27 protein-coding genes and 1 pseudogene are annotated in these 24,544 nt (G+C 41.7%); 9 read left to right on the top strand and 19 right to left on the bottom strand.

From position 1 onward, the window contains the following. Positions 1-163: 163 nt before the first annotated feature. A complete protein-coding gene (purN, locus tag ACWYVB_RS15930; protein WP_170903176.1) occupies positions 164-820 on the bottom strand; it encodes a phosphoribosylglycinamide formyltransferase in 657 nt (218 codons plus the stop codon). A gap of 151 nt (positions 821-971) precedes the next feature. Then, positions 972-2,012 carry a phosphoribosylformylglycinamidine cyclo-ligase gene (gene purM / locus ACWYVB_RS15925; protein WP_046875517.1) on the bottom strand — a complete coding sequence of 347 codons (1,041 nt, stop codon included), beginning with the start codon at positions 2,010-2,012 and terminating at the stop codon, positions 972-974. Between the two features lie 179 nt (positions 2,013-2,191). On the opposite strand from purM, the gene upp reads away from it, so the two are divergent. Next, positions 2,192-2,818 (top strand): uracil phosphoribosyltransferase, encoded by a 627-nt coding sequence (gene upp / locus ACWYVB_RS15920; protein WP_041852906.1) that lies wholly within the window; start codon positions 2,192-2,194, stop codon positions 2,816-2,818. A 121-nt stretch (positions 2,819-2,939) separates the two neighbouring features. Here upp and ACWYVB_RS15915 read toward each other — a convergent pair whose 3' ends face one another. Further along, positions 2,940-4,193, bottom strand: a complete 1,254-nt coding sequence (locus ACWYVB_RS15915) for a uracil-xanthine permease family protein (protein ID WP_047008859.1) — start codon at positions 4,191-4,193, stop codon at positions 2,940-2,942. A 365-nt stretch (positions 4,194-4,558) separates the two neighbouring features. Here ACWYVB_RS15915 and ACWYVB_RS15910 point away from each other — a divergent pair, with 365 nt between their 5' ends. After that, the gene (locus tag ACWYVB_RS15910) at positions 4,559-5,767 is read left to right on the top strand and encodes a DUF2066 domain-containing protein (RefSeq protein ID WP_065645522.1); all 1,209 of its coding nucleotides are present in this window, start codon (positions 4,559-4,561) and stop codon (positions 5,765-5,767) included. 140 nt (positions 5,768-5,907) lie between these two features. On the opposite strand, the gene ACWYVB_RS15905 is transcribed toward ACWYVB_RS15910, so the two are convergent. Genes ACWYVB_RS15905 through bepA form a run of 4 tightly spaced genes read right to left on the bottom strand, consistent with a single transcriptional unit; the run spans position 5,908 to position 8,759 of the window. Next, positions 5,908-6,348: a DUF2069 domain-containing protein gene (locus ACWYVB_RS15905; RefSeq protein WP_012841511.1), complete on the bottom strand. Its 441-nt coding sequence runs from the start codon at positions 6,346-6,348 to the stop codon at positions 5,908-5,910. 22 nt (positions 6,349-6,370) lie between these two features. Next, entirely contained in the window at positions 6,371-6,940 is a 570-nt protein-coding gene (gene wrbA / locus ACWYVB_RS15900; protein ID WP_012841512.1) for an NAD(P)H:quinone oxidoreductase, read from the bottom strand. Continuing rightward, positions 6,941-7,291 (bottom strand): arsenate reductase (glutaredoxin), encoded by a 351-nt coding sequence (gene arsC / locus ACWYVB_RS15895; protein WP_005380410.1) that lies wholly within the window; start codon positions 7,289-7,291, stop codon positions 6,941-6,943. 16 nt (positions 7,292-7,307) lie between these two features. Then, positions 7,308-8,759 (bottom strand): beta-barrel assembly-enhancing protease, encoded by a 1,452-nt coding sequence (gene bepA, locus ACWYVB_RS15890; RefSeq protein ID WP_012841513.1) that lies wholly within the window; start codon positions 8,757-8,759, stop codon positions 7,308-7,310. A 257-nt stretch (positions 8,760-9,016) separates the two neighbouring features. Here bepA and ACWYVB_RS15885 point away from each other — a divergent pair, with 257 nt between their 5' ends. Both ACWYVB_RS15885 and ACWYVB_RS15880 read left to right on the top strand, forming a co-directional pair. Further along, positions 9,017-9,253: a sulfurtransferase TusA family protein gene (locus ACWYVB_RS15885; protein WP_046875522.1), complete on the top strand. Its 237-nt coding sequence runs from the start codon at positions 9,017-9,019 to the stop codon at positions 9,251-9,253. A gap of 1 nt (position 9,254) precedes the next feature. After that, positions 9,255-10,328, top strand: coding sequence for an AI-2E family transporter (locus ACWYVB_RS15880; protein ID WP_006741685.1), 1,074 nt, complete (start codon positions 9,255-9,257; stop codon positions 10,326-10,328). Positions 10,329-10,404: 76 nt separating this feature from the next. On the opposite strand, the pseudogene ACWYVB_RS15875 reads toward ACWYVB_RS15880, so the two are convergent. The 5 genes and pseudogenes from ACWYVB_RS15875 to ACWYVB_RS15855 form a co-directional block, all read right to left on the bottom strand. Further along, positions 10,405-10,542, bottom strand: a pseudogene (locus ACWYVB_RS15875) (thioredoxin-dependent thiol peroxidase); the annotation flags it as partial. Positions 10,543-10,992: 450 nt separating this feature from the next. Continuing rightward, on the bottom strand, positions 10,993-12,063 hold the full coding sequence (locus ACWYVB_RS15870; protein WP_395222202.1) for a hypothetical protein: 1,071 nt from the start codon (positions 12,061-12,063) through the stop codon (positions 10,993-10,995). Positions 12,064-12,219: 156 nt separating this feature from the next. Beyond that, complete coding sequence (locus tag ACWYVB_RS15865; protein ID WP_395222201.1) at positions 12,220-12,549, bottom strand: hypothetical protein; 330 nt, start codon at positions 12,547-12,549, stop codon at positions 12,220-12,222. Positions 12,550-12,967: 418 nt separating this feature from the next. Then, on the bottom strand, positions 12,968-13,948 hold the full coding sequence (gene hemB / locus ACWYVB_RS15860; protein WP_203498726.1) for a porphobilinogen synthase: 981 nt from the start codon (positions 13,946-13,948) through the stop codon (positions 12,968-12,970). Between the two features lie 317 nt (positions 13,949-14,265). Then, entirely contained in the window at positions 14,266-15,180 is a 915-nt protein-coding gene (locus ACWYVB_RS15855) for a GlxA family transcriptional regulator (RefSeq protein ID WP_157629832.1), read from the bottom strand. A gap of 118 nt (positions 15,181-15,298) precedes the next feature. Here ACWYVB_RS15855 and ACWYVB_RS15850 point away from each other — a divergent pair, with 118 nt between their 5' ends. The 3 genes from ACWYVB_RS15850 to map all read left to right on the top strand — a co-directional run bounded on the left by ACWYVB_RS15850 (position 15,299) and on the right by map (position 17,019). Beyond that, entirely contained in the window at positions 15,299-15,817 is a 519-nt protein-coding gene (locus tag ACWYVB_RS15850) for a cysteine hydrolase family protein (protein WP_395222200.1), read from the top strand. Between the two features lie 199 nt (positions 15,818-16,016). Beyond that, positions 16,017-16,241 carry a ParD-like family protein gene (locus tag ACWYVB_RS15845; RefSeq protein WP_395222199.1) on the top strand — a complete coding sequence of 75 codons (225 nt, stop codon included), beginning with the start codon at positions 16,017-16,019 and terminating at the stop codon, positions 16,239-16,241. Next, positions 16,234-17,019, top strand: coding sequence for a type I methionyl aminopeptidase (gene map / locus ACWYVB_RS15840; RefSeq protein WP_457529427.1), 786 nt, complete (start codon positions 16,234-16,236; stop codon positions 17,017-17,019). Before ACWYVB_RS15845 ends, map begins: the two co-directional genes overlap by 8 nt. A 265-nt stretch (positions 17,020-17,284) precedes the next feature. On the opposite strand, the gene ACWYVB_RS15835 is transcribed toward map, so the two are convergent. The 5 genes from ACWYVB_RS15835 to ACWYVB_RS15815 form a co-directional block, all read right to left on the bottom strand. Continuing rightward, positions 17,285-18,346: a pentapeptide repeat-containing protein gene (locus tag ACWYVB_RS15835; protein WP_395222197.1), complete on the bottom strand. Its 1,062-nt coding sequence runs from the start codon at positions 18,344-18,346 to the stop codon at positions 17,285-17,287. A gap of 477 nt (positions 18,347-18,823) precedes the next feature. Beyond that, positions 18,824-19,522, bottom strand: coding sequence for a hypothetical protein (locus ACWYVB_RS15830; RefSeq protein WP_395222196.1), 699 nt, complete (start codon positions 19,520-19,522; stop codon positions 18,824-18,826). Between the two features lie 84 nt (positions 19,523-19,606). Further along, entirely contained in the window at positions 19,607-20,482 is an 876-nt protein-coding gene (locus ACWYVB_RS15825) for a DUF4231 domain-containing protein (RefSeq protein WP_202633873.1), read from the bottom strand. Beyond that, positions 20,479-20,961 carry a TIR domain-containing protein gene (locus ACWYVB_RS15820; protein WP_202633874.1) on the bottom strand — a complete coding sequence of 161 codons (483 nt, stop codon included), beginning with the start codon at positions 20,959-20,961 and terminating at the stop codon, positions 20,479-20,481. The genes ACWYVB_RS15825 and ACWYVB_RS15820 overlap by 4 nt, the downstream gene beginning before the upstream one ends. Positions 20,962-21,010: 49 nt before the next feature. Further along, entirely contained in the window at positions 21,011-21,703 is a 693-nt protein-coding gene (locus ACWYVB_RS15815; protein WP_193229126.1) for a toll/interleukin-1 receptor domain-containing protein, read from the bottom strand. Positions 21,704-22,600: 897 nt separating this feature from the next. On the opposite strand from ACWYVB_RS15815, the gene ACWYVB_RS15810 reads away from it, so the two are divergent. Then, positions 22,601-22,777 carry a hypothetical protein gene (locus ACWYVB_RS15810; protein ID WP_153904563.1) on the top strand — a complete coding sequence of 59 codons (177 nt, stop codon included), beginning with the start codon at positions 22,601-22,603 and terminating at the stop codon, positions 22,775-22,777. Positions 22,778-22,842: 65 nt separating this feature from the next. On the opposite strand, the gene ACWYVB_RS15805 is transcribed toward ACWYVB_RS15810, so the two are convergent. Continuing rightward, a complete protein-coding gene (locus ACWYVB_RS15805; RefSeq protein ID WP_193229127.1) occupies positions 22,843-23,085 on the bottom strand; it encodes a DUF1040 family protein in 243 nt (80 codons plus the stop codon). A gap of 630 nt (positions 23,086-23,715) precedes the next feature. Between ACWYVB_RS15805 and ACWYVB_RS15800 the strand changes: the two genes are divergently transcribed. Beyond that, positions 23,716-23,997 (top strand): hypothetical protein, encoded by a 282-nt coding sequence (locus ACWYVB_RS15800; protein ID WP_457529424.1) that lies wholly within the window; start codon positions 23,716-23,718, stop codon positions 23,995-23,997. Between the two features lie 65 nt (positions 23,998-24,062). On the opposite strand, the gene bcp is transcribed toward ACWYVB_RS15800, so the two are convergent. Further along, entirely contained in the window at positions 24,063-24,527 is a 465-nt protein-coding gene (gene bcp, locus ACWYVB_RS15795) for a thioredoxin-dependent thiol peroxidase (RefSeq protein WP_193229128.1), read from the bottom strand. Between the last annotated feature and the right edge of the window lie 17 nt (positions 24,528-24,544).

Below are 24,544 nucleotides of genomic sequence, written 5' to 3'. Positions count from 1 at the left end.
TTTCCGAGTGTCGTGTTACTCAAGTGGTTATGGGATTTTTTAGAATGTTGGGTTTTAGGTTTCTAGTCTCACTACGGCTTTCTTGAATCAGTTTTATATGTTTCAAAATAACAAAAGGCAGCTCTCAGGCTGCTCTTTTGTGTTTGGAGTTTGGTATTCAGGACTACTCATCGGAGGCGTAGCCGTGTGTGCCAAGCTCTGCACCATCTAAATAGGCTTTACCATCCTTCATGATTAAGCGCTCATCTACTAACCACTTAGCCACCATAGGGTAGATTCGGTGTTCCTGAGCCTGAACACGCGCTGCAAGTACACTAGCATTATCGTCTTCGAATACCGGAACTTTTGCTTGCAGTATGACAGGGCCACCATCAAGCTCTTCCGTTACAAAGTGCACACTCGTACCATGTTCTTTGTCGCCAGCATCTATTGCTCTCTGGTGTGTGTGTAGCCCAGGATATTTTGGTAGAAGAGAAGGGTGGATATTGATCATCTTACCCATGTAATGAGAAACAAACTCGCTGCTCAGAATACGCATGTAGCCCGCCAGAATAATCACGTCTGGTTGGTATTCATCGATTTGACTCATTAGCTCTGCATCAAAGCTTTCACGCGAGTCGAATGCTTTAGGGTCGACAAAGTGACCGTCTACATCAAACTTTTTTGCACGTTCTAAACCAAAAGCATCTGCTTTGTTAGAGAACACGGCTGCCACTCGTGCGTTTGGCATGCTGTTTTCGCAAGCTTCCAAGATAGCTTGCAGGTTACTTCCGTTACCCGAGATGAGGACCACAATGTTTTTTAGGGTATGGTTTTTCATGATGTCGAGAGTGCCTTGGTATTGTAGGTTAGAGTTATGTAGCTTCTAAACTACCTACTAATAGAATGGTTTTTATTGTTCTAGATAGCAAAATGAGGACCTAGTCATCTAGTGTCCTCATTCTTTTTATCTTGTGAGCTCGATTTGCAAATTATTGGATTTCAACTTGCTCTTCATTCGCTTCAGCTTGCGCGATTTGACCAATCACCCATGCGTTTTCACCTTCTTCTTGAAGAAGAGCAACCGCGGCTTCCGCTTGGTCTTTAGGTAGTGCAACGATTAGACCCACACCACAGTTGAACGTACGGTACATTTCGTGTGTGTCGACGTTGCCTTTCTCTTGTAGCCACTTGAAGATCACTGGCCATTCCCAGCTGCTACCATCGATAACTGCTTTTGTACCTTCAGGCAGCACACGTGGGATGTTTTCCCAGAAACCACCACCAGTGATATGAGAAATCGCATGGATGTCGTGTTTCTCAATCATCTTAAGTGCTGATTTGATGTAAATCTTCGTTGGTTCTAGTAGGTGCTCACCGATAGTGCGACCTGCTAGTTCTTCGTTCTTATCTGCACCAGATACTTCTAGGATTTTACGGATAAGGGAGTAACCGTTTGAGTGTGGACCGCTTGAGCCAACAGCGATAAGTGCATCACCAGCAGCGACTTTCGTGCCGTCGATCACGTCTTCTTTTTCGACTACGCCAACACAGAAACCAGCTACGTCGTAGTCTTCGCCTTCATACATGCCAGGCATCTCCGCAGTTTCGCCACCAATTAGGGCACAACCTGCTTGAATACAGCCTTCCGCGATACCTGAAACAACATCCGCAGCGGTATCAACGTCTAGCTTGCCTGTTGCGTAATAATCTAGGAAGAACAGTGGCTCTGCGCCTTGCACGATAAGATCATTTACACACATCGCAACAAGGTCGATGCCGATAGTGTCGTGCTTGTTCATATCCAGTGCTAGGCGAAGCTTAGTACCTACGCCATCAGTACCAGAAACCAGTACAGGTTGTTTGTATTTGGTTGGCAATTCGCATAGCGCGCCAAAACCACCGATACCACCCATAACTTCAGGGCGACGAGTACGTTTTACCGCACCCTTAATACGATCCACAAGCGCGTTGCCTGCATCAATATCTACACCAGCGTCTTTATAGCTAAGAGAAGAGTTGTTACCACTCACAGGGAAGTCCTCGGTATTAAGTTGGATATGAAAACGGCGCTATTCTAACAGTGCTTAAACATAGATAGCAAACGTTTGCGTCTGTTTTTTTCTTTAGTGATTTATCCTGATATCCCTGTAAAAATCATGTATAATCTGAAGGTTTGTTTAAATATTGCCAACTATAGCCGGAGATGGACATGAAAGTTGTTGAAGTAAAGCACCCTCTAGTAAAACATAAAATTGGTCTAATGAGAGAAGGTGACATCAGCACAAAACGTTTTCGTGAGTTAGCGACTGAGGTCGGTAGCCTACTTACTTACGAAGCAACGTCAGACTTTGAAACAGAAAAAGTGACCATTGATGGTTGGAACGGTCCGGTAGAAGTAGACCAAATTAAAGGTAAAAAAGTAACCGTAGTACCAATCCTACGTGCAGGTCTAGGCATGATGGACGGTGTTCTTGAGCACATGCCAAGCGCACGTATCAGTGTTGTTGGTATTTACCGTGATGAAGAAACACTTGAGCCAGTTCCTTACTTCAACAAGCTTGCTTCTAACATCGATGAGCGTATTGCGCTTGTTGTTGACCCAATGCTTGCAACAGGTGGTTCTATGATTGCTACGATCGATCTTCTAAAAGAGAAAGGTTGTAACCAAATCAAAGTGTTGGTACTTGTTGCTGCACCAGAAGGTATTGAAGCGCTAGAAAAAGCACACCCAGATGTGGAGTTATACACTGCGGCAATCGATGAGAAGCTAAATGACAAAGGCTACATCGTACCGGGTCTAGGTGATGCAGGTGATAAGATCTTCGGTACTAAGTAATTCTTTAATGTATTACTACGACTGAACAGAAAAAACAAAGGCTTGGTGAAAACCAAGCCTTTTTTATATCTATAATACGAGAAGAATAAAATGCGCCACTCAGTAAAGCAGCGCAGACGCACTATTTCGCGTTCTCTTCTTCCATTTGTGCGTTATCTACAACGTGGTTTTCACCTAAATCGTTTGGTAACACAAGGTTAAGAATAATTGCCACGATACCGCATAGGCTCACACCTTGTAGGCTGAACTCACCAATACCGAAAGCCATACCGCCAATACCAAATACAAGTGTTACGGCAACGATCACTAGGTTGCGAGACTTATGTAAATCAACGTTATTCTTGATCAGTGTGTTGAGGCCTACTGTGGCGATAGAGCCGAAAAGCAGAATCATGATGCCGCCCATGACAGGCACAGGAATTGTTTGAAGAACCGCACCTAGCTTACCTACCAATGCAAGTACGATTGCAGTGATCGCAGCCCAAGTCATGATCACAGGGTTAAATGCTTTGGTTAGCATTACCGCTCCTGTAACTTCACTGTAAGTGGTGTTTGGTGGAGCACCCACCATCGAGGCTGCGATAGTTGCCACCCCGTCACCTGCGATTGTGCGATGAAGGCCAGGTTTTTTCAGGTAGTTTTTACCTGTAACGTTTGAGATAGCAAGCATGTCACCTACGTGCTCTACCGCAGGTGCGATAGCGACAGGAATCATGAACAAGATTGCGTTTATGTTGAACTCTGGCGCGGTGAAGTTTGGCATAGCTAGCCAAGCCGCTTGTGTTACAGGAGTGAAATCAACCACCCCGTAGAATAGAGAAACAGAGTAACCAGCAAGAATACCACCAACAATAGGAACGAGCTTCAAGAAGCCTTTTGCAAAAACGCTTAGTACAATGGTTGTGAGCAGTGAGACCGCCGAGATGATGATCGCAGCATCACCATTAACAAGCTGTGCAGCACCATCACCGGTTTTACCTACCGCCATGTTCACTGCTGTTGGAGCAAGGCCAAGACCAATCACCATGATCACAGGGCCAACGACAACAGGCGGGAGAATTTTATGGATGAATCCAACACCGCGCACTTTGATCATCGCCCCTAAAGCCACATAAACCAGGCCCGCTGCCATTAAGCCGCCCATCGTTGCGCCGATACCCCAAGTTTGGATACCGAACATAATAGGAGCAATAAACGCAAAAGAAGAGGCAAGGAAGATGGGAACAGAACGTTTAGTCATTAATTGGAAGAGGAGAGTACCGACACCGGCACCAAAGAGGGCGACATTTGGATCAAGGCCAGTTAACAGCGGCACAAGCACCAAAGCACCAAAAGCGACAAAGAGCATTTGAGCGCCTTGTAACGCGTTTTTCATAATAATTCCCTATTTTCAAGATACGCAGACAAATCCGGCGAATACTATCATCCTGCAATCGTTTGCAACGTTGCATGGATCAAACTTTCGATTGAATTTTTCCCATAAATAGCGTTTTTGAGAGTTAGTTGCTTGCAAATTGGCCTCTTTTACGAGTCTTGCGTGACGATGAAAAATGAACTGTCTAACTTGTTGAGATAGCTGGATAAGCAATGAGTTTATTATGAAAAACAACACTAGAGTGCTCGTTGAGACCCGAGTTAACAAAGCTGGTCGTAATACAGACAATTTACTCAGTACTTACCTTGCTCAAGATTTGATAGTTGCTTATTATTCGGGTTCTTGTTCAGAGGATTATAAAAACTATGCGCTATTTAGCTCTCTTACTGATAGGTTGGTTGTCCCTACCAGTATATGCATTAACTCAGGTGGATATCTATCGTGCCGAAGTGGTTATCGACAGTGAGCAGAACGACGGTGAGTCTCTGGCTCGTCAACAAGGTATGCAGGATGTGATTGTTCGAGCGACCGGTTCTCAATCCTCTTTAAGCAATCCAGTGATTAAAAAGGCACTTGGTTCAAGTGCGCGTTACATTTCCCAACTGAGCTATGGGCAGGTTGATGGAAAAGCGAGCTTAAAAATGTTGTTTAACAGTGACCAAATCAGCTCGCTTTTAACACAAGCTCAATTGCCATCTTGGTCGCCAAATCGTGCCAATATTTTGGTTTGGATGGTGGAAGAACAGGGATACGATCGTAATATTGCTTGGGAGCATTCCGACTCTTCAAACGCTGTAGCACTTCGCAGTGCTGCGAAATCGAGAGGCTTGCCGATCACGATCCCGGTTGGTGATTTTGATGATGTAACTGGTGTTAATGTTTCTGATCTTTGGGGCGGCTTTATTGAGCCAATTGGCCAAGCGAGCCAGCGCTACCCAGCGGATGCCGTTTTAGTTGTGCGCGCTCAAGGTGAACAAATTCGCTGGACGTTATACGATCAATCACCAATGAGAATTGTTGAAGCACAGCGCTCTCCGCGTAACGGTTCCGCATCAGGCGCCAATGCCATTGCTGAGATGGTTGATGGCATCGCTGACTACTACGCGAGTAAGAGCGCAGTGGTAGTATCTGGAAAATCTTCAAAAGCGTTGGCGGTGAAAGTCCTTAATGTAACGTCTGCCACGGACTTCTTCCGTTTAGAGAATGCGTTAAAACAACTTAATTCGGTTGCGGGTACGGAAATTAAGCGTGTCCAAGGTGATGAGCTGACGCTCAACATCCATCTTTTGGCATCTCAACAAGCTTTTGAGAAAGAAGCTTCTTCTATTTCTCAATTAATGGTTTTTGAAGATCCTTTGGGTGAAGTTGATGCCCCAGCTTTAACTCAAGAAGCAGAGCCAATTGCTCCGATGAATGAAGCTAAAGATACAGCTATGGTAGAAAAAGTGCAGTCTGAAGTGCCTGCGGATATCGCGGCGGAAGCAAAGGACGAAACGCAACCAACTCAGCCTATGATTGTGGAGCCTGTCCGAGAACAGTATGACTTGATCTACGAGTGGCGCTCGGCATCGTAATCGCATTGATAGCTTTCCAGGCGTCAAGCGCAAGGATCAAACACCAATGTGGTAAGCGTAAAAAAGAGTCGCAATAGCGACTCTTTTTGTTTTCTAAATTCGTATTCGAACCAATGCTCAGTGATTGACTGAGATTGGCGTTATTTATTGAATTTCGCTTTTTCTTCTTTTTCTACTTGAGAGAGGCGCTTCAACTTAAGACCTAGCTCTTTGCCTCTCGCTCTAGCAAACAAAATATTGCCAGCGAAACCGAGTGAAGTCAGGAGCAACTCTACTGCCGCAAGCCAACGTTCTCCACCATCCACATAAAGGATGGTCAGCGCATGCAAGAAATACAGCATAAGAACAAAGTTAGCCCAAGCATGAGTGTAAGGCTTACCAGCCAAAATACCAGGCAACGGAAGTAATAGAGGAATACACCAAGCAATAGCAAGTGTTGTGCTGCTAAGGTGAGGGTGAGGGGACAACGCAAGCTGCCAAATTGCGACCCAGGCTAATAAGGCTAAGTTGCCAAATAAAGCCAGGTAACGATAGGTTTTAGCCTGTGTACCGAGTGGTGTTTGGTCTAAAGAGTCAGACATCGATTAACTATCCTTGATTTTACTAACAGACTTTTAGTTTTAACGCTGCAGTTGCCAGCCTTTTGCCTAATTGTTGTGCCAGACGAATCTCTTCACTGCTGAGGGTTGCCTCATGGCCTACACTGCTGGCGCCATACGGAGTGCCTCCGGACTGCGTAGTGTGTAGCTCTGGTTCGGCATAAGGAATGCCCAAAACCATCATCCCGTGATGCAATAAAGGGGTCATCATGCTTTGTAACGTTGTTTCTTGACCACCATGCATCGAAGAGGAAGAGGTAAAGACACAAGCTGGCTTATCGATTAAGTCACCACTGACCCATAAAGATGTAGTCTGATCCCAGAAGTGCTTTAAAGGCGCAGCCATGTTGCCAAACCAGACGGGACTGCCAAACGCTAGACCGTCGCACGTTTTCAGTTCCTCTAGAGTAACAATTGGATCAGAAGGGGAGTGTGAGTGAGGTGACAATTCTTCAACTGTACGCAAAATTGCTTGGCATTGAGGAGTCGATTCGACTCCTCTTGCTATCTGTCTTGCCAGTTGTTTTGTCGAGCCGTGACGGCTGAAATACAAAATAAGGATCTGGCAATCCATTTATAGAATATCCAACACTTGCTCTGGTGGTCGACCAATTTTCGCTTTGCCGTTGGCAACTACCACCGGACGCTCAAATAATTTTGGATTTTTCGCCATTGCTTCGAACAATTGCTCATCGCTAACAGAGTCTTCGCCTAGGCCAAGTTCTTTGTATTCGCTTTCTTTGGTGCGCATCATTTCACGTACAGATGAAAAGCCAAGTTGTGCGTACAGCGCTTTTAGCTCATCTACGTTAAGTGGTGTGTCTAGGTATTTGACGACTTCCGGTGTAACACCATTTTGCTCAAGCAGTTCAAGTGTTTGACGGCTTTTTGAGCAACGAGGGTTGTGATAAATCACGACTGACATGGTTTTCTCCATTTCGTTATTGTAATGCCATGAATCGATCTCTTTGGATCATGAGTTGGTCAATACGGGCATCGTATCGAGCTTGCTCTAAGCTGCCCAACTTGGCCATTTTACTTGCTTCGCTATAATATTGAATTGCTTTATTCCAGTTTGCTCGCAACGCCAAAATTTCCGCTCGCGCAGCCAACTCTTCATCACTACGTCCTAGCGCGTGGTAGCTCTTCGATATTAGGTGCCAGCCATTTGTATCTTCAGGATAATCATGAGTGTATCTTTGAAGAACTCGCGTGGCTTGATCGTTTTTATTGTCCTCAAGTAGTGCATTGGCATAGTTAATGGTCAATACTTTATTTTGAGGGTTCCGAGATAACGCTTTACGGAGCATCTCGGTTGCTTTTTCTGGCTGCTTCTTCTCGATATATAAATCCGTCATAGCATCCAGGTAGAACGGGTTACTTGGGTCCTGCTCCAGCAACTTTTTCAAAATAGGTTCCGCTTGAGACAAGCGTTTGCTGTCTAAATGTACGAGTGCTCGCCCATAGTCAAAAGCAGGTGTGATGTCCGCAGAGGCTTTCTTTTGAGTTCGCTCAAACCAGCCTAAAGCAGCTTGTCCGTCAATGCCGGCGTACCGCGCAACAATGCGCGCACGCGCTAGGTGATAGTCTATTGAAGGCACTACTCGCATTGGTGGATAGGTCCTTGCTCGCGCACGGCTATCGGTAATTCGATCTTCAGGTAGTGGGTGAGTCAGTAGCATTGGCGGCGGTTTACTCGCATAACGATATTCATCTGCAAGACGGCCAAAAAAACGTGGCATTGCTTGAACATCAAAACCAGCTTTTGCCAGTGTCGAAATACCAAAGCGGTCCGCTTCTTTCTCATTTGCGCGAGTGTAGTTGATTTGGCTTTGCATGTTACCTGCGGTTGCCGCCGTAATTGCAGCCATCCCCGCTTCTGGTGAGGCTATCGAAAGCAGTAATGCGCCAGCGAGTGCAGCCAATGTGGCCGGAGAGCGACGTGCTTGCTCTTCCATGCTGCGCGCAAGGTGGCGTTGTGTGACGTGCGCAATCTCGTGAGCAACAACAGAGGCTAACTCGCTTTCTGAACGTGCATGAAGAAACAACCCAGAGTGCAACGCTACGTAACCACCAAAAAACGCGAACGCGTTAATATTGCGGTCGCGAATCATAAAGAAGTGAAACGGCGTTTTTACATCGTTCGCATTGGCTACTAGTCTGTGCCCGAGAGCGTCAATATATTCATTGATAACAGGATCATTAACGATAGGTTTACTGGCTCTGAGCATACGCATATAGGCGTCGCCGTAAATCAACTCTTGGTCTATTGAGAGCGTACCACCAGCAGCCGTACCAATGTCTGGCAAGTCAATGCTATTGGCATAGGTTGTCGGCGAACTGATTGCAGCTGCAAGACATAAGCAAACTAGCGAGCGAGTGCGTTTTAACATACGTTTAAAAGGTTCTCCAAAATACATAAGCATGTGGTTAGAGGCTGAGAACCTCTCAACAGCGCCACATGCGTTTTGGTTATCCGCGAGGATATAAGCTAGCAATAAGACCGGAAATAAATGAATTGGTTTCGTAAATTATTTTATATCCGAGTCATTTCAGCATGTGGTTAAATCATGTCAGAAGTGCTAGCACCAGCTCAAAAAGCCGTTACAATACAACCCTATCATAAGTGCAGAGCAATACAATGGAATCCATGTTACTTGATTTGCGTGAACAACGTTGCCCTATGGCACTGTTACTTGCAAAGCGTCACGCTGCTGAAGTCTTTCAAGGAGAAACGCAGCAGTATCATCAACTTGTTATTCAAGTGGTGGATAACAGCTCTAAACGAGACATTGTGAACTATCTCAGTGCCCAAGGGTACTCAGTTGATTGCCAATCTACATCAGAGCACTACACATTGACTGTATTCAATAAGGAATCCGCATAAGATGTTTGAAATGGTTAGTCGTTGGTATAAACGACGTTTCTCAGACCCTCATGCAGTAAGTCTCGTCGCGATCTTGCTGTTTGGTTTTATCACCATTTACTTCTTTGGGCATTTGATTGCGCCATTGCTTGTCGCGATCGTTTTGGCTTATTTACTTGAATGGCCAGTCGTAAAAATGTGTCGCATGGGCGTGCCGCGCACTTTGTCAGTCATCATCGTGATCTTAATGTTCGTCGGATTGATGTTGATCGCTTTGTTTGGTTTGGTTCCGACGATTTGGACTCAGGTCGGTAATCTAATTAACGATATTCCAAACATGTACAACGGGTTACAAAAGTTTATTGTCACGTTACCAGAACGTCATCCTGAGTTAGCAAACTTAGAAATTGTAGAAACCGTGGTGACAAATGCCAAAAACCAAGCGTTGGGACTTGGTGAGAGTGTAGTAAAAGGCTCACTTGCGTCATTAGTCAGTATTGCGACGCTAGCGGTATACCTGATTTTAGTGCCACTACTTATCTTCTTCTTACTGAAAGACAAAGAAGAGATGCTAAGAATCGCGAGTGGTGTTTTGCCGAAAAACCGTAAACTCGCGAATAAAGTTTGGCATGAAATGAACGAGCAGATCTCCAATTACATTCGCGGTAAAGTGCTCGAGATTTTAATCGTGGGTGGCGTGAGCTACGTGACTTTTGCCATTTTAGATCTTCGCTATTCGGCGCTGCTTGCCGTAGCTGTCGGTCTATCGGTGTTAATTCCTTATATCGGTGCGGCAGCTGTAACCGTGCCTGTCGCCATCGTTGGTCTGTTCCAATGGGGTCTTGCGCCTCCATTTTATTGGTTGCTGCTTGCTTACGGTATTATCCAAGCGCTGGATGGTAATGTGTTGGTTCCTGTTCTGTTTTCTGAGGCGGTAAATCTACACCCAGTTGCCATCATTGTGGCAGTGTTAGTCTTCGGTGGCTTGTGGGGTTTTTGGGGAGTATTCTTCGCCATTCCGTTGGCGACACTAGTTAAAGCCGTATGGCATGCCTTACCAAGTACGGAAGAAAACGAACCAGTCGAACAAGAGTAGGCGTTACCAAAGTACAATGCTCAAAAGAAAGCCCAGCAGTTTGCTGGGCTTTTTGTTATTTGAGAACGGATCGCGCTTATGCGTTTTCGTTCAGGTAATTTAATACGACTTCGTGGTGATCTTTGGTTTTGAACTTGTTGAACACGTGTTCAATCACGCCTTCTTCATTGATCAGGAAGCTAATGCGGTGAAGACCATCGTATACTTTACCCATGGAACTGTACCTTTGGAAATTTTTTTAGACTAAATCTTTGACGATTTTCAACAAACTCTATATTTAACAGTAAGTTAGGTTGATAATTTCTCTTTTTGAACCTCAATTATAGCAGTTGTCATAATTTTTTGTAAATTGGGCTCATTTTGACGCTTTTCCAAGTGCAAACTTGTCATAAAAACTAAGTCGTTGCTATAAGTTGAAGTTGATAGTCATTACGATGGGAGCGCTTGGTGATCACATATACTTGTCACCCAACTCGCTTTTGGACAAATGCTTGTTAGATGGTTTGCTCTATTCAAGCTGGTAGATATTAGGAAAAGTAAGGGTAACTCTTAATTTCTTTTCTGTTTTACCTTTCATAATATTTCCAATATTTACTTATATGGTGGCTTGGGCTTGTCCAACACTTCGGACAGCTGTTAACGGCGCAACACATATCCTTATTTGCTATATTTCTATTGCACGACTCTCTAGAAACTTAATAAATTTTACAAGCTCATTATCAGTAAAGTCCAGATCATGTACTAAATCGTAATCTGAGATTAAATCTGCAATATCCTTTGCGAGTTTCGGTTTACTAGGCATAAAACCAAGATCATCTTTCAATCTTTTATACAGAGTATTCTTATCTGACTTAGGTTCAAAGATCGCTTTGTATATTTGGTGCTGCTCTAGTCCCATAGTTTCTGCCAACAACTCGGACAATAGTTCTGGTGGATATGAGGCTTCTAAATCTTCACTAAATGGGAAAATATCATCGCCTTGCAATAAACCTTTACTCACATGCTCTTTCAATCCCCAATAGTTAGCTTCATTGAGGTTATCAGGCTTACCGTCAACATCTACTTGAATGAGCACTTGATACCCTTTACTCTGATACTCTTGAATTAATAGCCTAATTACATTGTATTTTTTGTTTGATTCGCAATCATAGCTTTTAACTTCTACATTATGTAGCAAGTAAGAATCGCGAATAAGCAGTCGAGAAACGAACGCAGCTTCAGAAGCCCCTTCAACTAAAAGCATGATTCTTTTTGAGCTAACAAAAGGGATGCCTTGAAGCAAAGCGCAAGCTTTATTCAAGTTGTCACGTGTGCGTGAAATACCACCAATCATTCTCAGTCCAACTTTAGAGCCATAGTTTTCTACCAACTCTTCAGGAGATTGAAGGGATGAGAATAAACTATCAGAATCAATAATGTACTGAGTAAAGTAATAAAGCGCATCGAGATACTTTTGCTGATTCTCTAGACTTAAGTTTGAGAATTCATTTTCGCTTAGTTTGACTAAGCCTCTTAATGACTGAGCAATTACACCGCATTTGATTTCGCTGAAGCCGACATAGTCACCATCTTCATACCTTTCAGCATACGGACAATGTGTATTTCGACCGCATAATTCGCACCGAAGGAAAGGCACCCACTCATCTTCAAGAATAGGAATTGTTTCCGAAAGCAAAGATATACTAGGAAGGGCTAACTTCTTGCTTTGGTCATATGAAAAATAACTTAAACTCATAACTCTCCTAGAAATATAACGCTTGTTAAGGGGTGAGTAACGCAATACCGAAGCCCCCGCAAACCACCTTAAACACTAAACCCAACGCATGGTGAAAATTCCATGCGTTGCGAATTCTTCTTGAACAATTTCTCAGCACACAGTGGCTTAAGATAATTACAGGTCTAATTCACTTAGTTCTGAGTCAATGATTCTTTCTGCTTCTTTTAGCTGCGTTTCTGCATACCCTAAGTAGATAACAAAATCCGCATCAGTGACTAACGAGTGAGGGTTTTCGATATACTCTAAACATTGTTCTAATGAGCGTTTAACTTCTCGATACCAAAGAACATTTTGAACGGCTTCTTCACCGTAAGTTGAGTGAATAGCGTTGCGAACATCTTCGAGTTGCTCTAGTTTTGCTTTAGTCGCCGCAGCTGATAAAGCTTTCTCATATCTGCCTTCAACTATCTTGCTAAACAGATGATCGATAAATACCTTTTTCATTATTTCTCCTTAATTTAAATTTACGTCTGTGTGCTAACAGCTTATTAATAAGCATTCCTACTTTCACTCAGCATGAAGCCTAAAAACTTAGACAATTATACTTTGGTTATGCATATTGTGTCATTTTCGTGGTGACATTTTGTTACTGACAAGACAAGGTGGCAAAGACTAAGGTTAAAGGTATAACTAAAACTAATCCAAAATCCCGTTAATACGATATGAATGAGCTTTTACTCTGACTGATAACGGGGCAGAAGTGTTTCAGCCAGAACGGGCTGAAACCTTAAAGCTTTAAACACTTGCGAATATGCCACATCTGAAAGTTGAGTAATGTGGACAAAGAGCATTCCTTTAGTCCACAGTCCTGTTACGGCAGAGAACTTATGTTACTTATTAAAATTCATAGTCAAATATTCAGCTAAACTTCTTCACTTAACCATTTCGCATACTGCTTGGTGTAGTAGCTGACAATTAAATCTGCTCCAGCTCGTTTTAGCCCAATAAAAGTTTCGTTCACCACTAACTTTTCATCTAGAGCACCAGCCAGAGCCGCAAATTTAATACTCGCATACTCTCCACCTACTTGATAAGCCGCTAACGGTAAATGAGTCTCTTGTCTTAAGCGGGAAAGCACATCTAAATAAGGTGTACCTGGTTTGACCATAAGGATATCAGCACCTTCAGCTTCATCAAGTGAAGCTTCGAGTAAAGCTTGTCGACCGTTGGCATAGTCAAGTTGATAGTCTTTCCTATCACCATTGAGTTCACAATCTACTGCTGTTCTAAATGGCCCGTAAAAGGAAGAAGCAAACTTAGCTGAATGTGCCAAAATTGCCACGTCATGATAACCGGCAGCATCAAGACCCAGACGAATCGCTTTTACTTGACCATCCATCATTGCTGAAGGGGCTAACATGTCAGCACCCGCTCGAGCTGCTGTTAAAGCTTGCTTGACCAAGTTTTCAACCGTAAGGTCGTTACACACTTTACTACTCTTTATTGCTCCACAATGTCCATGATCAGTATATTCACAGAAACAAATATCTGGAATGACCATCATATCTGGCACAGCAGACTTTATTATTTTAATCATACGTGCAAGTAAACCATGATCATTCCATGTGTCGCTTCCTTGCGCATCTTTAGTATGAGATATACCAAAAGGCATCACATAGCGTATACCTAAAGCATAAAGTTCTCGGACCTCATCCGCTAAATGAGACTCTGGGATTCTGCTTATGTTAGGTAGAGTAGAAATTGGCACAGCTCGCTCTATATGTTCCTCGACAAATATAGGATGAATTAAATCACCTAGCTGCACATAATTTTCTCTTAATAAATCTCGCATAGCTTCGGAACTGCGGAGGCGTCTAAGGCGTCGTATTGGGGCCGTATTCAAAATATCATATCCTAATTTAAGTTACTCAATGAAAAGATTCGTTAGTCAGATCTTATGATTTCTCTTTAGCAACAAATCACTTTCTGATCTAAAAATGCAGTTTTTTCACTCTGCTCTTCAATACAAAATCAGTCAATAGTTATTTAAGAAATGAGGTGGCAGCCCACAACGCAATACTTTTCTATATTTAGGATTCGTATAACTTTTAGTATGGAAAACATATGCCTTCAAAGTTTAAAAGAGTATTTGCACCAAATGATTTTGGGGCAAAATCAATTCAGCTATAAGAAACTGAATTTAAATCTGGAAAATCTGAATCAGGAAAATCTCTTTCGAAACTCTCGTGGAGTTAATCCAACAATATTGATAAAAGCCTTTCGACATGCACTGATATCTTCGTAACCAACTTGGTTGGATATCCATTCAAATGAATGTTTTGTACTTTCCAGGTAGTCACATGCATTCTGTATTCTGAGACGCTGCAAATACTGATTTGGGTTGTAACCCGTAGCCTTTAGAAACCGTCTTTGCATAGTACGTTCAGTAAGGTTTACTTGCTTCGCTAACTGATGTATCAATAACGGTTCCGTATAACCTTGATGCATTATTTGTTGAACCGAAACAATCACCAAATCACCATGAGCGAACGATGGTTTGAATTGTTGATAATAGCTCTGTTCTCTCTGCGCAGTATCGATAACAAGTGTTTTACCAAGTTGGCGAACAACCCGAGGAGACGAATATTTAGCGACCAGTTCAAACCCGAGATCCAGCCACGACATCATACCACCTGCCGTCACTATGTCACCGTGATCGATCAATATCTTATTGCTGTTAAGAGGAATCTCCATAAACGTTCTGGCAAATGTTTCTGCTAACGCCCAATGGGTTGTCACTTCTCTTTTACCAAGCAAGTTCGTTGCGGCGAGAATAAATACCCCAGCGCAAGCAGATGATAAAACTGCACCTTTGGAATATTGCTTTCTAAGCCATTCAATAAGTTTGGCATCAGGAGCTAAATAATAATCGTCTATTGAAGCTGGCGGTAGCAAAACAACGGTAAAACTATCCTCTATCAACTCTTCATGCGAAATAATGACTGGTTCAAATAAGACCTCAATCCCTTGTTCTCGACAAACTCTGCTTGCAAGCAAAAACATCTCTTCAAGACCAAAAACCGCAGACTTCAATACTGAAGGATACTCACAAATTCCAATGGATATTTTTGTCATACGACTCTCTACATATGTCGGTTTTTGCCCTTTTTATGTCATTTTAACCACTAAAAAGACTACATCAAGTCGCTCATAATTTTCCTGAGCAAAAAGTTAAAACAAAAGGAAATCAAAAATGAACAAAACTGCATTACTTATAATTGATATACAAAATGATTACTTTCCTAAAGGTAAACTCCCATTATGGAATACAGATAAGATCCTGATAAACATTAAAGAATTAATTGCTAAAGCTAACCAACAGTATATTCCTGTCTTTCTTATCCAACACGTATCTTCAGCTCCTAAGGGAATGGCACCTTTCTTTGAAAAAGGTAGTGAAGGAGCGAATATCCACCCAGAAATAATCGCGATATGTCCTAATGCAGAAGTCATACAGAAACAGCATGCAGATAGCTTTTATCAAACTCATTTAGAGAAATCACTGGAAAAATTTGATATTGATGAGTTACTGATATGCGGGATGATGACACAAAATTGCGTTACGCATACTGCTATATCAAAGAAAGCAGAAAAATATAAAGTTTCAATTATTGAAGATTGTTGCACAACTACAGATTCGATGATTCATAAAATTGCTTTGAATGCAGCATCACCTCGAGTACCTCTAGTAACATTTTCGGAAGTATTATAGAAATAGTCATAAGAAAATGTATTGAAACCTCACTGCTATCGTTTTCTAGTGAGGTTTCGTCTCAACTCACAATGGGGCAAAAGCTAGTCAATGGATACATATCAACTTAATCATGAGATCCTATAATCTCCGACAGATTTGACACGACAACTCCTAAAAAATACAATGCGTATATGTTTCATATGTAAAACGTATATCTATGGGTGTTGTTAAAATTTCAGAAGAACTGCATGAAGAACTTCGTAAAGCAAGTTCGGTCATGTCACGTTCAATAAACTCACAAGCAGAGTTTTGGATCAAAATGGGCATGTTGGCTGAGCTACATCCTCAACTTTCATTCAATCAAATCATGGCGAATCTGATGCAATCCGCGAATGTTTCCGCAACAAACATCTCAACAACTGAAGAACATTGTGATGCATAGTCAAGTAATGATTAAGTCTGAAGAAGATATTTCGTTAATGCGAGAATCCGGCAAGTTACTTGCGCAGGTTTTTAAGATGCTCGACGAATACGTCCAACCTGGCATCTCTACGATGGATATTAATAATAAAGTTGAACAGTATATTGTTAATGAACTCAATGCTCGACCTGCAAGTAAAGGTCAATACGATTATCAATATGTACTAAATTCATCGATTAATGAAGTTGTGTGCCACGGAGTTCCTAAAGAGACTGAGATTTTAAAAAGTGGCGATATTATCAACTTAGACATTACTCTAGAAAAGAATGGATTTATTGCCGATTCAAGTAAAATGTATGTAATGCCTTCAGCATCACCGCTTGCTATTCAACTGGTAAAAACAACCTATAAGGCTATGTGGGAAGGTATTAAGCAAGTAAAACCTGGGGCAAAACTTGGTGACATCGGTCATGCGATACAGCGACATGCAGAATCCCATGGATACAGTATCGTAAGGGAATATTGTGGACATGGAATAGGTCGTGAAATGCATGAAGAACCACAGGTACTTCATTACGGTCAGCCAAATAGTGGACTCACACTAAAAGAGGGCATGATTTTTACTATCGAACCAATGGTGAATCAGGGCACTGCTAAGATAAAAACCAAAAAAGATGGTTGGACGGTGGTCACTAGAGACAAAAAACTCTCAGCTCAATCTGAACATACAGTACTTGTCACTGGTACAGGATATGAGGTTCTCACGTTAAGAGAAGAAGAAAAGCTGCAAACGATGTGATGATTGACAGGGAAAATTTCGGCAAAACAGGTGCAATTCATAAGAAATATTAATTCAACCTAGGTGCACTCCAACAAACTATAACTATGCCTCAAAATCGTTTTGGGGCAGATCTGAGCTAGCCACATCAGCTAGCTCGAAGATGGACATATCTGAGTTAGGGCGTCGGCACTATCAGGAGAATTTCGGATAAAAATGTCTATGGCTTAACGCCTGCGTAATAGGCGCGAGCTGGCGAGCGTCTTAATTGACGCACTTGTTAGATTTATGATTCTAAATGCTCCTCACAGCTTAAAACTACTTGCTCAACCAATGAAGATAAATCACTCGATACATATGTCTTGATTGGAAGAACCCAAGGATAATTTTTGAAGTGTTCAAACATTCCGTACTCTTGGTCATCTAACTCTAAGATAGGCTGCACCGGAACTGATGGGAGGTGTGGAACAATAGAAGTTAGTTCTTGGGGAATACTTCTAGGGTCGGACAAGTCAGCAACGATGAATTTGGACAATGCCGCTAAGGTAATAACCGTTTCGGTTATGTCTCGGCTAGATGGAACCTCAAAATCGAAAAGAACAGCAAGATAACCATGTTCATCTAATTGACTTTTAATTTCGTCGAGAACAGCCTTCCTCTCGGGAGTAAATCTACCTAAGATTAATACTACTTTTGATGTTATCGTTTCGATGACTTGCCGAAGATTTTTACTCTTAATTAACAAGGATATAAATTGTGCTAACTCAATGGTAGGCACTGTAATTGAATTGCTAGTTTCGGATATGGCTATATTTGATTGTTTACAGTCATTTAGGACTAAATCCCAGGCAGAAATACCATATGCGCAAGAATTTTCTATTCGTGCATTAGAAAAATTTGTCTTTACCAAGCTCATATTACTTAGATTGGTGTTTACTAAATATGAACCAGTAAAATTTGTCTCCTCAGCACTACAGTAGGAAAGATCAGCGCCAGTAAAATTACACTCTATGAAATTTGCTGACCCAATTTTCGATACATTTAGACCAGCGCCACTAAAGTTGCATTTTAAACAGTATGAATCCACCAAATCTGAAAAATGAAAATGGCTATCAGTAAAGTCACATTCTATAAAAGTACTATTCCTCATAGATACGCGATTTAGATTCATGTGGGAAAAATCAAACCCATGAAACTCAGGAAGGTCATAGAATCCACCATCACTTGGGCAAGCTCGTACGAAATCCACGTCACTTAGATCTGCTCTTCTTCCTTCTTCAGTGAGGCGCCACTTATTCCAATTTTCAGCGCCAGATTTTAAAATTTCTAATACTTGTTCCGATGCCATCACTTTCCTCGATTGAATCTAACATTTTATTAGTGCGCATGCGCGTTTACCTTATTGGACTAGTGAAAACCCTCACAGTTAACTATCTGTATGTAATGAACTTATCAGTATTTTGCTAAATTCACCATCTGGAAAAACGCGCACGAAGTTGAGATAAAAATCGTCATAATTTCAATATGACTGCATGCCTGCCCAACTTTTAGGCATTGCAAAGAATTGCAACATTTGAGTGAAATGGATGAAAATTTGTAGGCGAGAAAGTCTGCGTTTGACCGCGCCACAGACAACGAGTTAACTCTTTTTGGGGTCATAATGAAGTTCAGCGACTTATTGCTACGCTCCCACTAATGATGAAATTCTTTGTTCTAATTTTAATTGTAAGTCTCGTAGACCTTCACCATTATTCAGATACGAGACGTAACGCAAGTGCCTTAGGTCAAAAGGAATATCGCTCTCTACCTGTGTGATTAAGATAACTTATCTACCAAGAGCATGTGCAATGCCTGCCTCATAAAAGACATTTGGATTTCTACCCGTACAGTCACAAATCACGATTCGTGATTTGTCTATTAGTGAGACTACATCTTGCATCACAGCTGGATTTTCCCAAATATCGTCGGCTCTACGGCACTTCAAACCATATTGTTCGGATATTTGTTGGAGAGCTGAATAGACCTGATTAAACTGGGGGGAGAATGGCATCATTGCAGAAACCAAAAGGGGCTCGATCTGCTCAGGATCACTTAGAGTAAAGACTTTTGGTTGTTTTCTTTTTGGATTCGCATGCCGTAATAGCACTCGAAAAAGATCTTGGCTTTTTATTGCCCAATGAGTGCGGCTGAACTCGAAATCAGCTATATCAAGTTCCCTTGCAATTCGCTCTAGAGTTTCATTGGAGATTGGAGCTATTTCTGGATCATAGAAATACTCAAGGGATATAGTGCCTCTAGATTCAGATACTTCAATGATTCTCCCGACTCTTGCGTATTGTTGCTCCGAGCCCCAAGACTCCTCCATAAATAAGGTAGGGAGACTTCGTATCGCCTCAAAATCTAGAACTCCATTGGGCTTGAAACGAGCGACTAGATCGTCAGATGTGTACTCGAGCATGCGGCCAAGGGTAAAAGTATCTCGACTTTCTGCCCAACCTCCGCCGTTAACAATCAGATTAAACATTAATCTTCCTATACATAGTTTCCAATCATGCATGACGCTCGCAGCAGAAGTGCGAGCTTGTGGGCGTCCTGCTGCCGGCATCTGTTATACGTTTTTTCTCGCAACCCACTGTGTATGTTCCCTTGAGAAAGCATACTCACTATTGATTATAAACTCGGACAGACGGCTCTCCTCTGTTACAGAAACAGATTCTCCCTTTATCAGGACAATTTCGTGAGCAGCCAAAGCATATGAGGAATTAAGCTCATTATGTTTTTTTGCTTGCACCCAAGTAAGAACAGCACTGGCTGCAGTAGCAACGACTTCAATTGGTAAGAAGGTTGATGGCTCCTTGATACGATAGAGCAGCAATAGTATTGCCAAGGAATGCAAAACTATAGAAAAAACAAACCATTTTTTTGCTAAATGTTTATTGAGTTGAGATTTGTTTGAATACCAGAGGGACTGGTTATCAATTCTTTCTGAAACATATACTTCTAGACGCTTTTCCCAAGGTAACGATCGAACATCAATCATTACATCTGAAATTGCCTCTCCTAAATCGGGAGTCCATTCCAGTTCATGTGATAATGCCCTATTTTGATCTAGAATTGCTTTAAGGTCATTGAGAAATTCTGTTTGAACTTGCTGATTTGGTCCATCTGATTCGTATGGCTCAGCTTTCATCATCCAACGCCACGTCCGTGTTTTAACAGATTCTGCGACAGCCCTTCCGTTGTACCAAGTGTCCTCCGGCTTCTGAACTTTTAGCCAAATTAGAATACCTAAAGTAATCAGGAATAACAAAGCAGATGCTATAGCAGCGTATACATCTGCCGGATAAGAAAACGACACGAGTGCAGCTATGATTAAAAGAATAAGATAGCATCTTAAAGCGTTAAAATATGCGCTTTGAGCTTTTAAAGAAGCACTATCCGCAGAATTGTACAGTGCTGGAAAATCTTCCTCATTTATAGTCACAATTGATATCCTAAGCTTGTGTATACATGATCTTTGTAGTGATAATTGTTGTTATCATTATGCATTTCATAATTCTGGATTGCGTGAGCTACTATTGCGGGTGAAAAAGGGACAAAAATAGCTCCTATATCCCTGATAATAGGAGGGCATGTATCTCTAACCATAGATCTTGAACCATCTAGATTAACCCCTATAATCGTACAGCCCTTTTCTATGGCAACCTCTGCCTCCCAACGAACGTATTTATGCTTGCTTTTAGTATCTTGCCCGATTAATAGGACATATTTTCCTGCCATATTAATTCGTTCTCTACACTTTCGCTTAATGTAAGCTTCATTTACAGAGTTAACTTCAGTCTGAAGTTGGCAATTAGCAAAATTAAAATCAATATTTTTATTGGCTTTCCACGCTTGCATCAGACGCCAATAGTGAATATCGGTGCTACTGAATCCTACAAAAGTCCTTGGTAATGACATCATCCTCTCCTTACGTATAACGCCCGCATTTCAGGCCACAGTGAAGCGTTTGTTAAAGCGCGACTAACTCTGCAAGTTTACCAGCAACATTATCTAATGGATCTTCCGCTGTATCTAAACCACTTCGAGAACCAAGTAACGGGCTTATATCACGAAGATCTTCATATGTTGTACCGTGTACAATTGGTACAAGTAAATCAGTAGAAAGTAGAGCTGATAGTTCCTTATCTGCAATACCTTCACCGTCTATACGCTTCAAAAACGAAGGAGTGACCATGACGATACCAATTCTAGATTTAGCTAAACCTTTATCGATTTCACGCATCAAGTTAGAGCCAAGTAAAACATCTTTTTCACTAAACCAAACCGAAACACCTTTCGCTTCTAGTAAATCATGTAGTTCTTTGGCAATTCCCTTACGGTCATCCCAAGCGTGACATAGGAAAATATCACGAAGGTCTGGTTTAGAAGCGCGCCTTTCTACATTTTTCCGAACTGGAGTAAGAGTTCTGATTTCAGCTGAAGTATAAATAATAGAAGAACCGGAACTAGACCAACTTGGCTTAGGGCTACTTGAGATTGAGCCGCTTGACCTGTTACTACTACCTTCATACGAAGAATACGAAGACGATGGGTATGATGAAAATGAACGGTAACTTCCACGACCACTGCCACTACACGCAGGACAGTTAGCTCTAGCACTTGCTGTCCGGTGACCATTTACTGGTGCTGTACATCTTGCCATACAATAATTCTCCGATTGTAAATACAGTCCAAATGATAAGTGAACGAACACAATATGAAACAAAAATAGTATGATATTTTAAACACTGTCAAAATATTAATTATGATACGCTCTAACATTTATTTCATGAATGATTCCCATCCATGCAATCCATTGACATGGCGAATCGATTTCACACTCCCCTTATGCATTCTAGTGCTTTAACGCGCTGTTTTGATTTAAGTAAAAAATTGCACCATTGTTCTAAATCTTTTTCTAAAGATGTTATATACAAAAGGAATTTGCCCAATATTTAGCAAAGCATGGCGAAACATTGAGATTAGAAAAAAAAGTAATGCGATTCCAGCGGTACGGTCTGCCTCTAGGTAATCACGCTAACGCGCAGAAAGGGACATTTTTGATTCAGGCTAATTTGTGCAACTGGCTGTTGCACAATTGGAGTCAGTGGTAGTTGTTGCTGATTTTGCAACCACTGAAATTTCTCCTCGCTCAGGCAACTATTGCATATATTGCATATATTGCAACAGTTCAACTGCCGAGGAATACTCGATCGTTGATTGATAGGCAATGTGCATGTTTTGCACATAAGCTGATTCTATTGCCAGAACTATGCTTCCTGAAAAGTTGTGGGGCAAAGAAGATTTACGAAAGACGATGCATGTACTACTGCATCAATAACTTTCACGCTGAATTAGCAAAAAATCCAATTGCCGAACCTAAACTTAAGTGATGTAGATGAGCTTTGACAAAAAATGGTATATCACGGACTTTAAACTAATGGAGACGCTTCCTATTGAACCTGTTTAGATGAGTGTAGACACGTAACAATGTCAAAGCTATATTTACTTATCATCGTCATCGGATGAAATCCGCGGCTCGCCATCTAAGATATATGACATGAAACAAGAAACTAAAAAAATTCACCTTTCCGACCAACAGCGTCGTGAAGCAGTTACTCGCTTGATGAGTCGAGTTATTGTCAGTGAGCATCGTGCCCCCAAGATCAAGAAAGTCCGCCGTAATGTTATACAACAGATGTGCGTTGCATTTACTAAGGCAGTTCACGCTGAATAGCAATCACTAATAATTCTTTCACAGCCTTCAAAGGTGTTTTGTTATCTAGCCAAAAACTAGCGCTATTATTGCGTTAGCTTCCTCTCTAGAAATTGAATGAAAATGTCATCTTCTATGTAAAACAGATCATAACCAACATGCTGAATACCCTCTTGCGAGATTTCCGTGATTTGCCCTTTACCATCGTTCTCGAGTGAAAACTCTCGTTGAAGGTTATACATTAACTGATTGAACCGAAGGTCAGTATTGTTGCTCCAAAGTTCCTTCAAAAGTGAAAGCGTAGTTTCTATTCGTTTAGGGTCACGCATTGAGGTGCTCCTTGTGGTCTAACGTCAAAATACATATTTGAATCAATTTTTATGGTGTTAATTATCAGCGCCAAGAAGCAACACGTCTAGCGTACATACATTTTAATTAAGGTGTTCCCTAAAGTATTACGATTTAAAACCAATACCAAAATTTAACTCTAGTTTTGGTATTTCACACTTTTCTGGTCGTGTATTTGAGCGCAAATACCAAAAGTAACGTTGAATTTAGTATATATACCAAAAGTATGCATAAATTTTGGTATCGCATGTAGAAAATGCAGGATGCAATCTCCTTTCAACCAATTTGTATCAATTTTGCTTGTCCAGGAACCTGTTAGCACCTAAAGCGTTGGAGGCGCTTTAGTCTAGAGGACGCGCCCAATAGAGAAAAAGACAATATAAACCTGATTGATTGTAACGATATCTTTACTTAGTTATTACTTGGTCCTTTCCACAAATAAGAGCAAACTCATCACGCAAGTTGCGTCACGCAACCTGCGTGATACGTTTTTTAGTTCGTAGAAGGAATCAAGAAAGGTTTGCCATTAATGCACAGCACACTCTTGGGTAACAATTTGTTAGCTATTCACTGTGCGGGGAACGCTTACAAAAATTGAGTAATGTGAATTTTTGAACATTAGCGACGTTCTGTCACTTATGCTAGGGAAACACATACAATTACAGAACTCGTCGCTTCAGATAGACCAAGTGCATATTTCGGGCGAGTTTACCCCTGTTCAAATAGAGTTTATTGAGTTCACCTTAGATGAGTACATTGTGGATGGTGTTCAAGAACTGGCTGTGAAAAAATGCGTAATCTGGTCGAACTCAGCTCAGTACGACACCATAAGTGATGCAGATGGGTTGCTTGGATCGCCTGCCGCTATCAGTGGCACGTCTGTTGGGTTTTAGAAGTATTTGTTTGAGTAGGGGCTTGGTAGCCCCTACTAGAATGTGCCGGTTAGAGCTTGAATTGGCTACTTGCTGTTTAGATATTCCAATACAACTTCATGGTGATCTTTGGTCTTGAACTTGTTGAATACATGTTCGAGGTTGCCTGACTCGTCAATCAAGAAACTTGTTCTTACAACGCCCATATTCTCACGGCCCATGAACTTCTTGAGTTGCCATACACTGTACTTCTCACAAACTTCGTGTTCTTCATCAGCTAGTAGAGTGAAGTTAAGCTCTTGCTTGTTGATAAAGTTCGTCAGCTTTTTTGGGGTGTCAGGGCTAATACCAAGCACAACAACATTGTGAGCATCTAGTTCAGTTTTAGTATCACGAAGTCCTTGAGCTTGGACTGTACACCCAGGCGTTGAAGCGCGTGGGTAGAAATAGAGTAGTACTTTTTTTCCTTTCAGTTCAGAGAGGGTTACTGGGTTGTTGTTTTGATCGTTTAATGTGAAATCTGGAGCGGTTTGTCCTGCTTCGATAGCCATGGGTTATCCTTACTTTC

It is taken from the genome of Vibrio sp. JZG10 (assembly GCF_054064075.1).
This window is presented reverse-complemented; position numbering and strand designations above follow the sequence as displayed.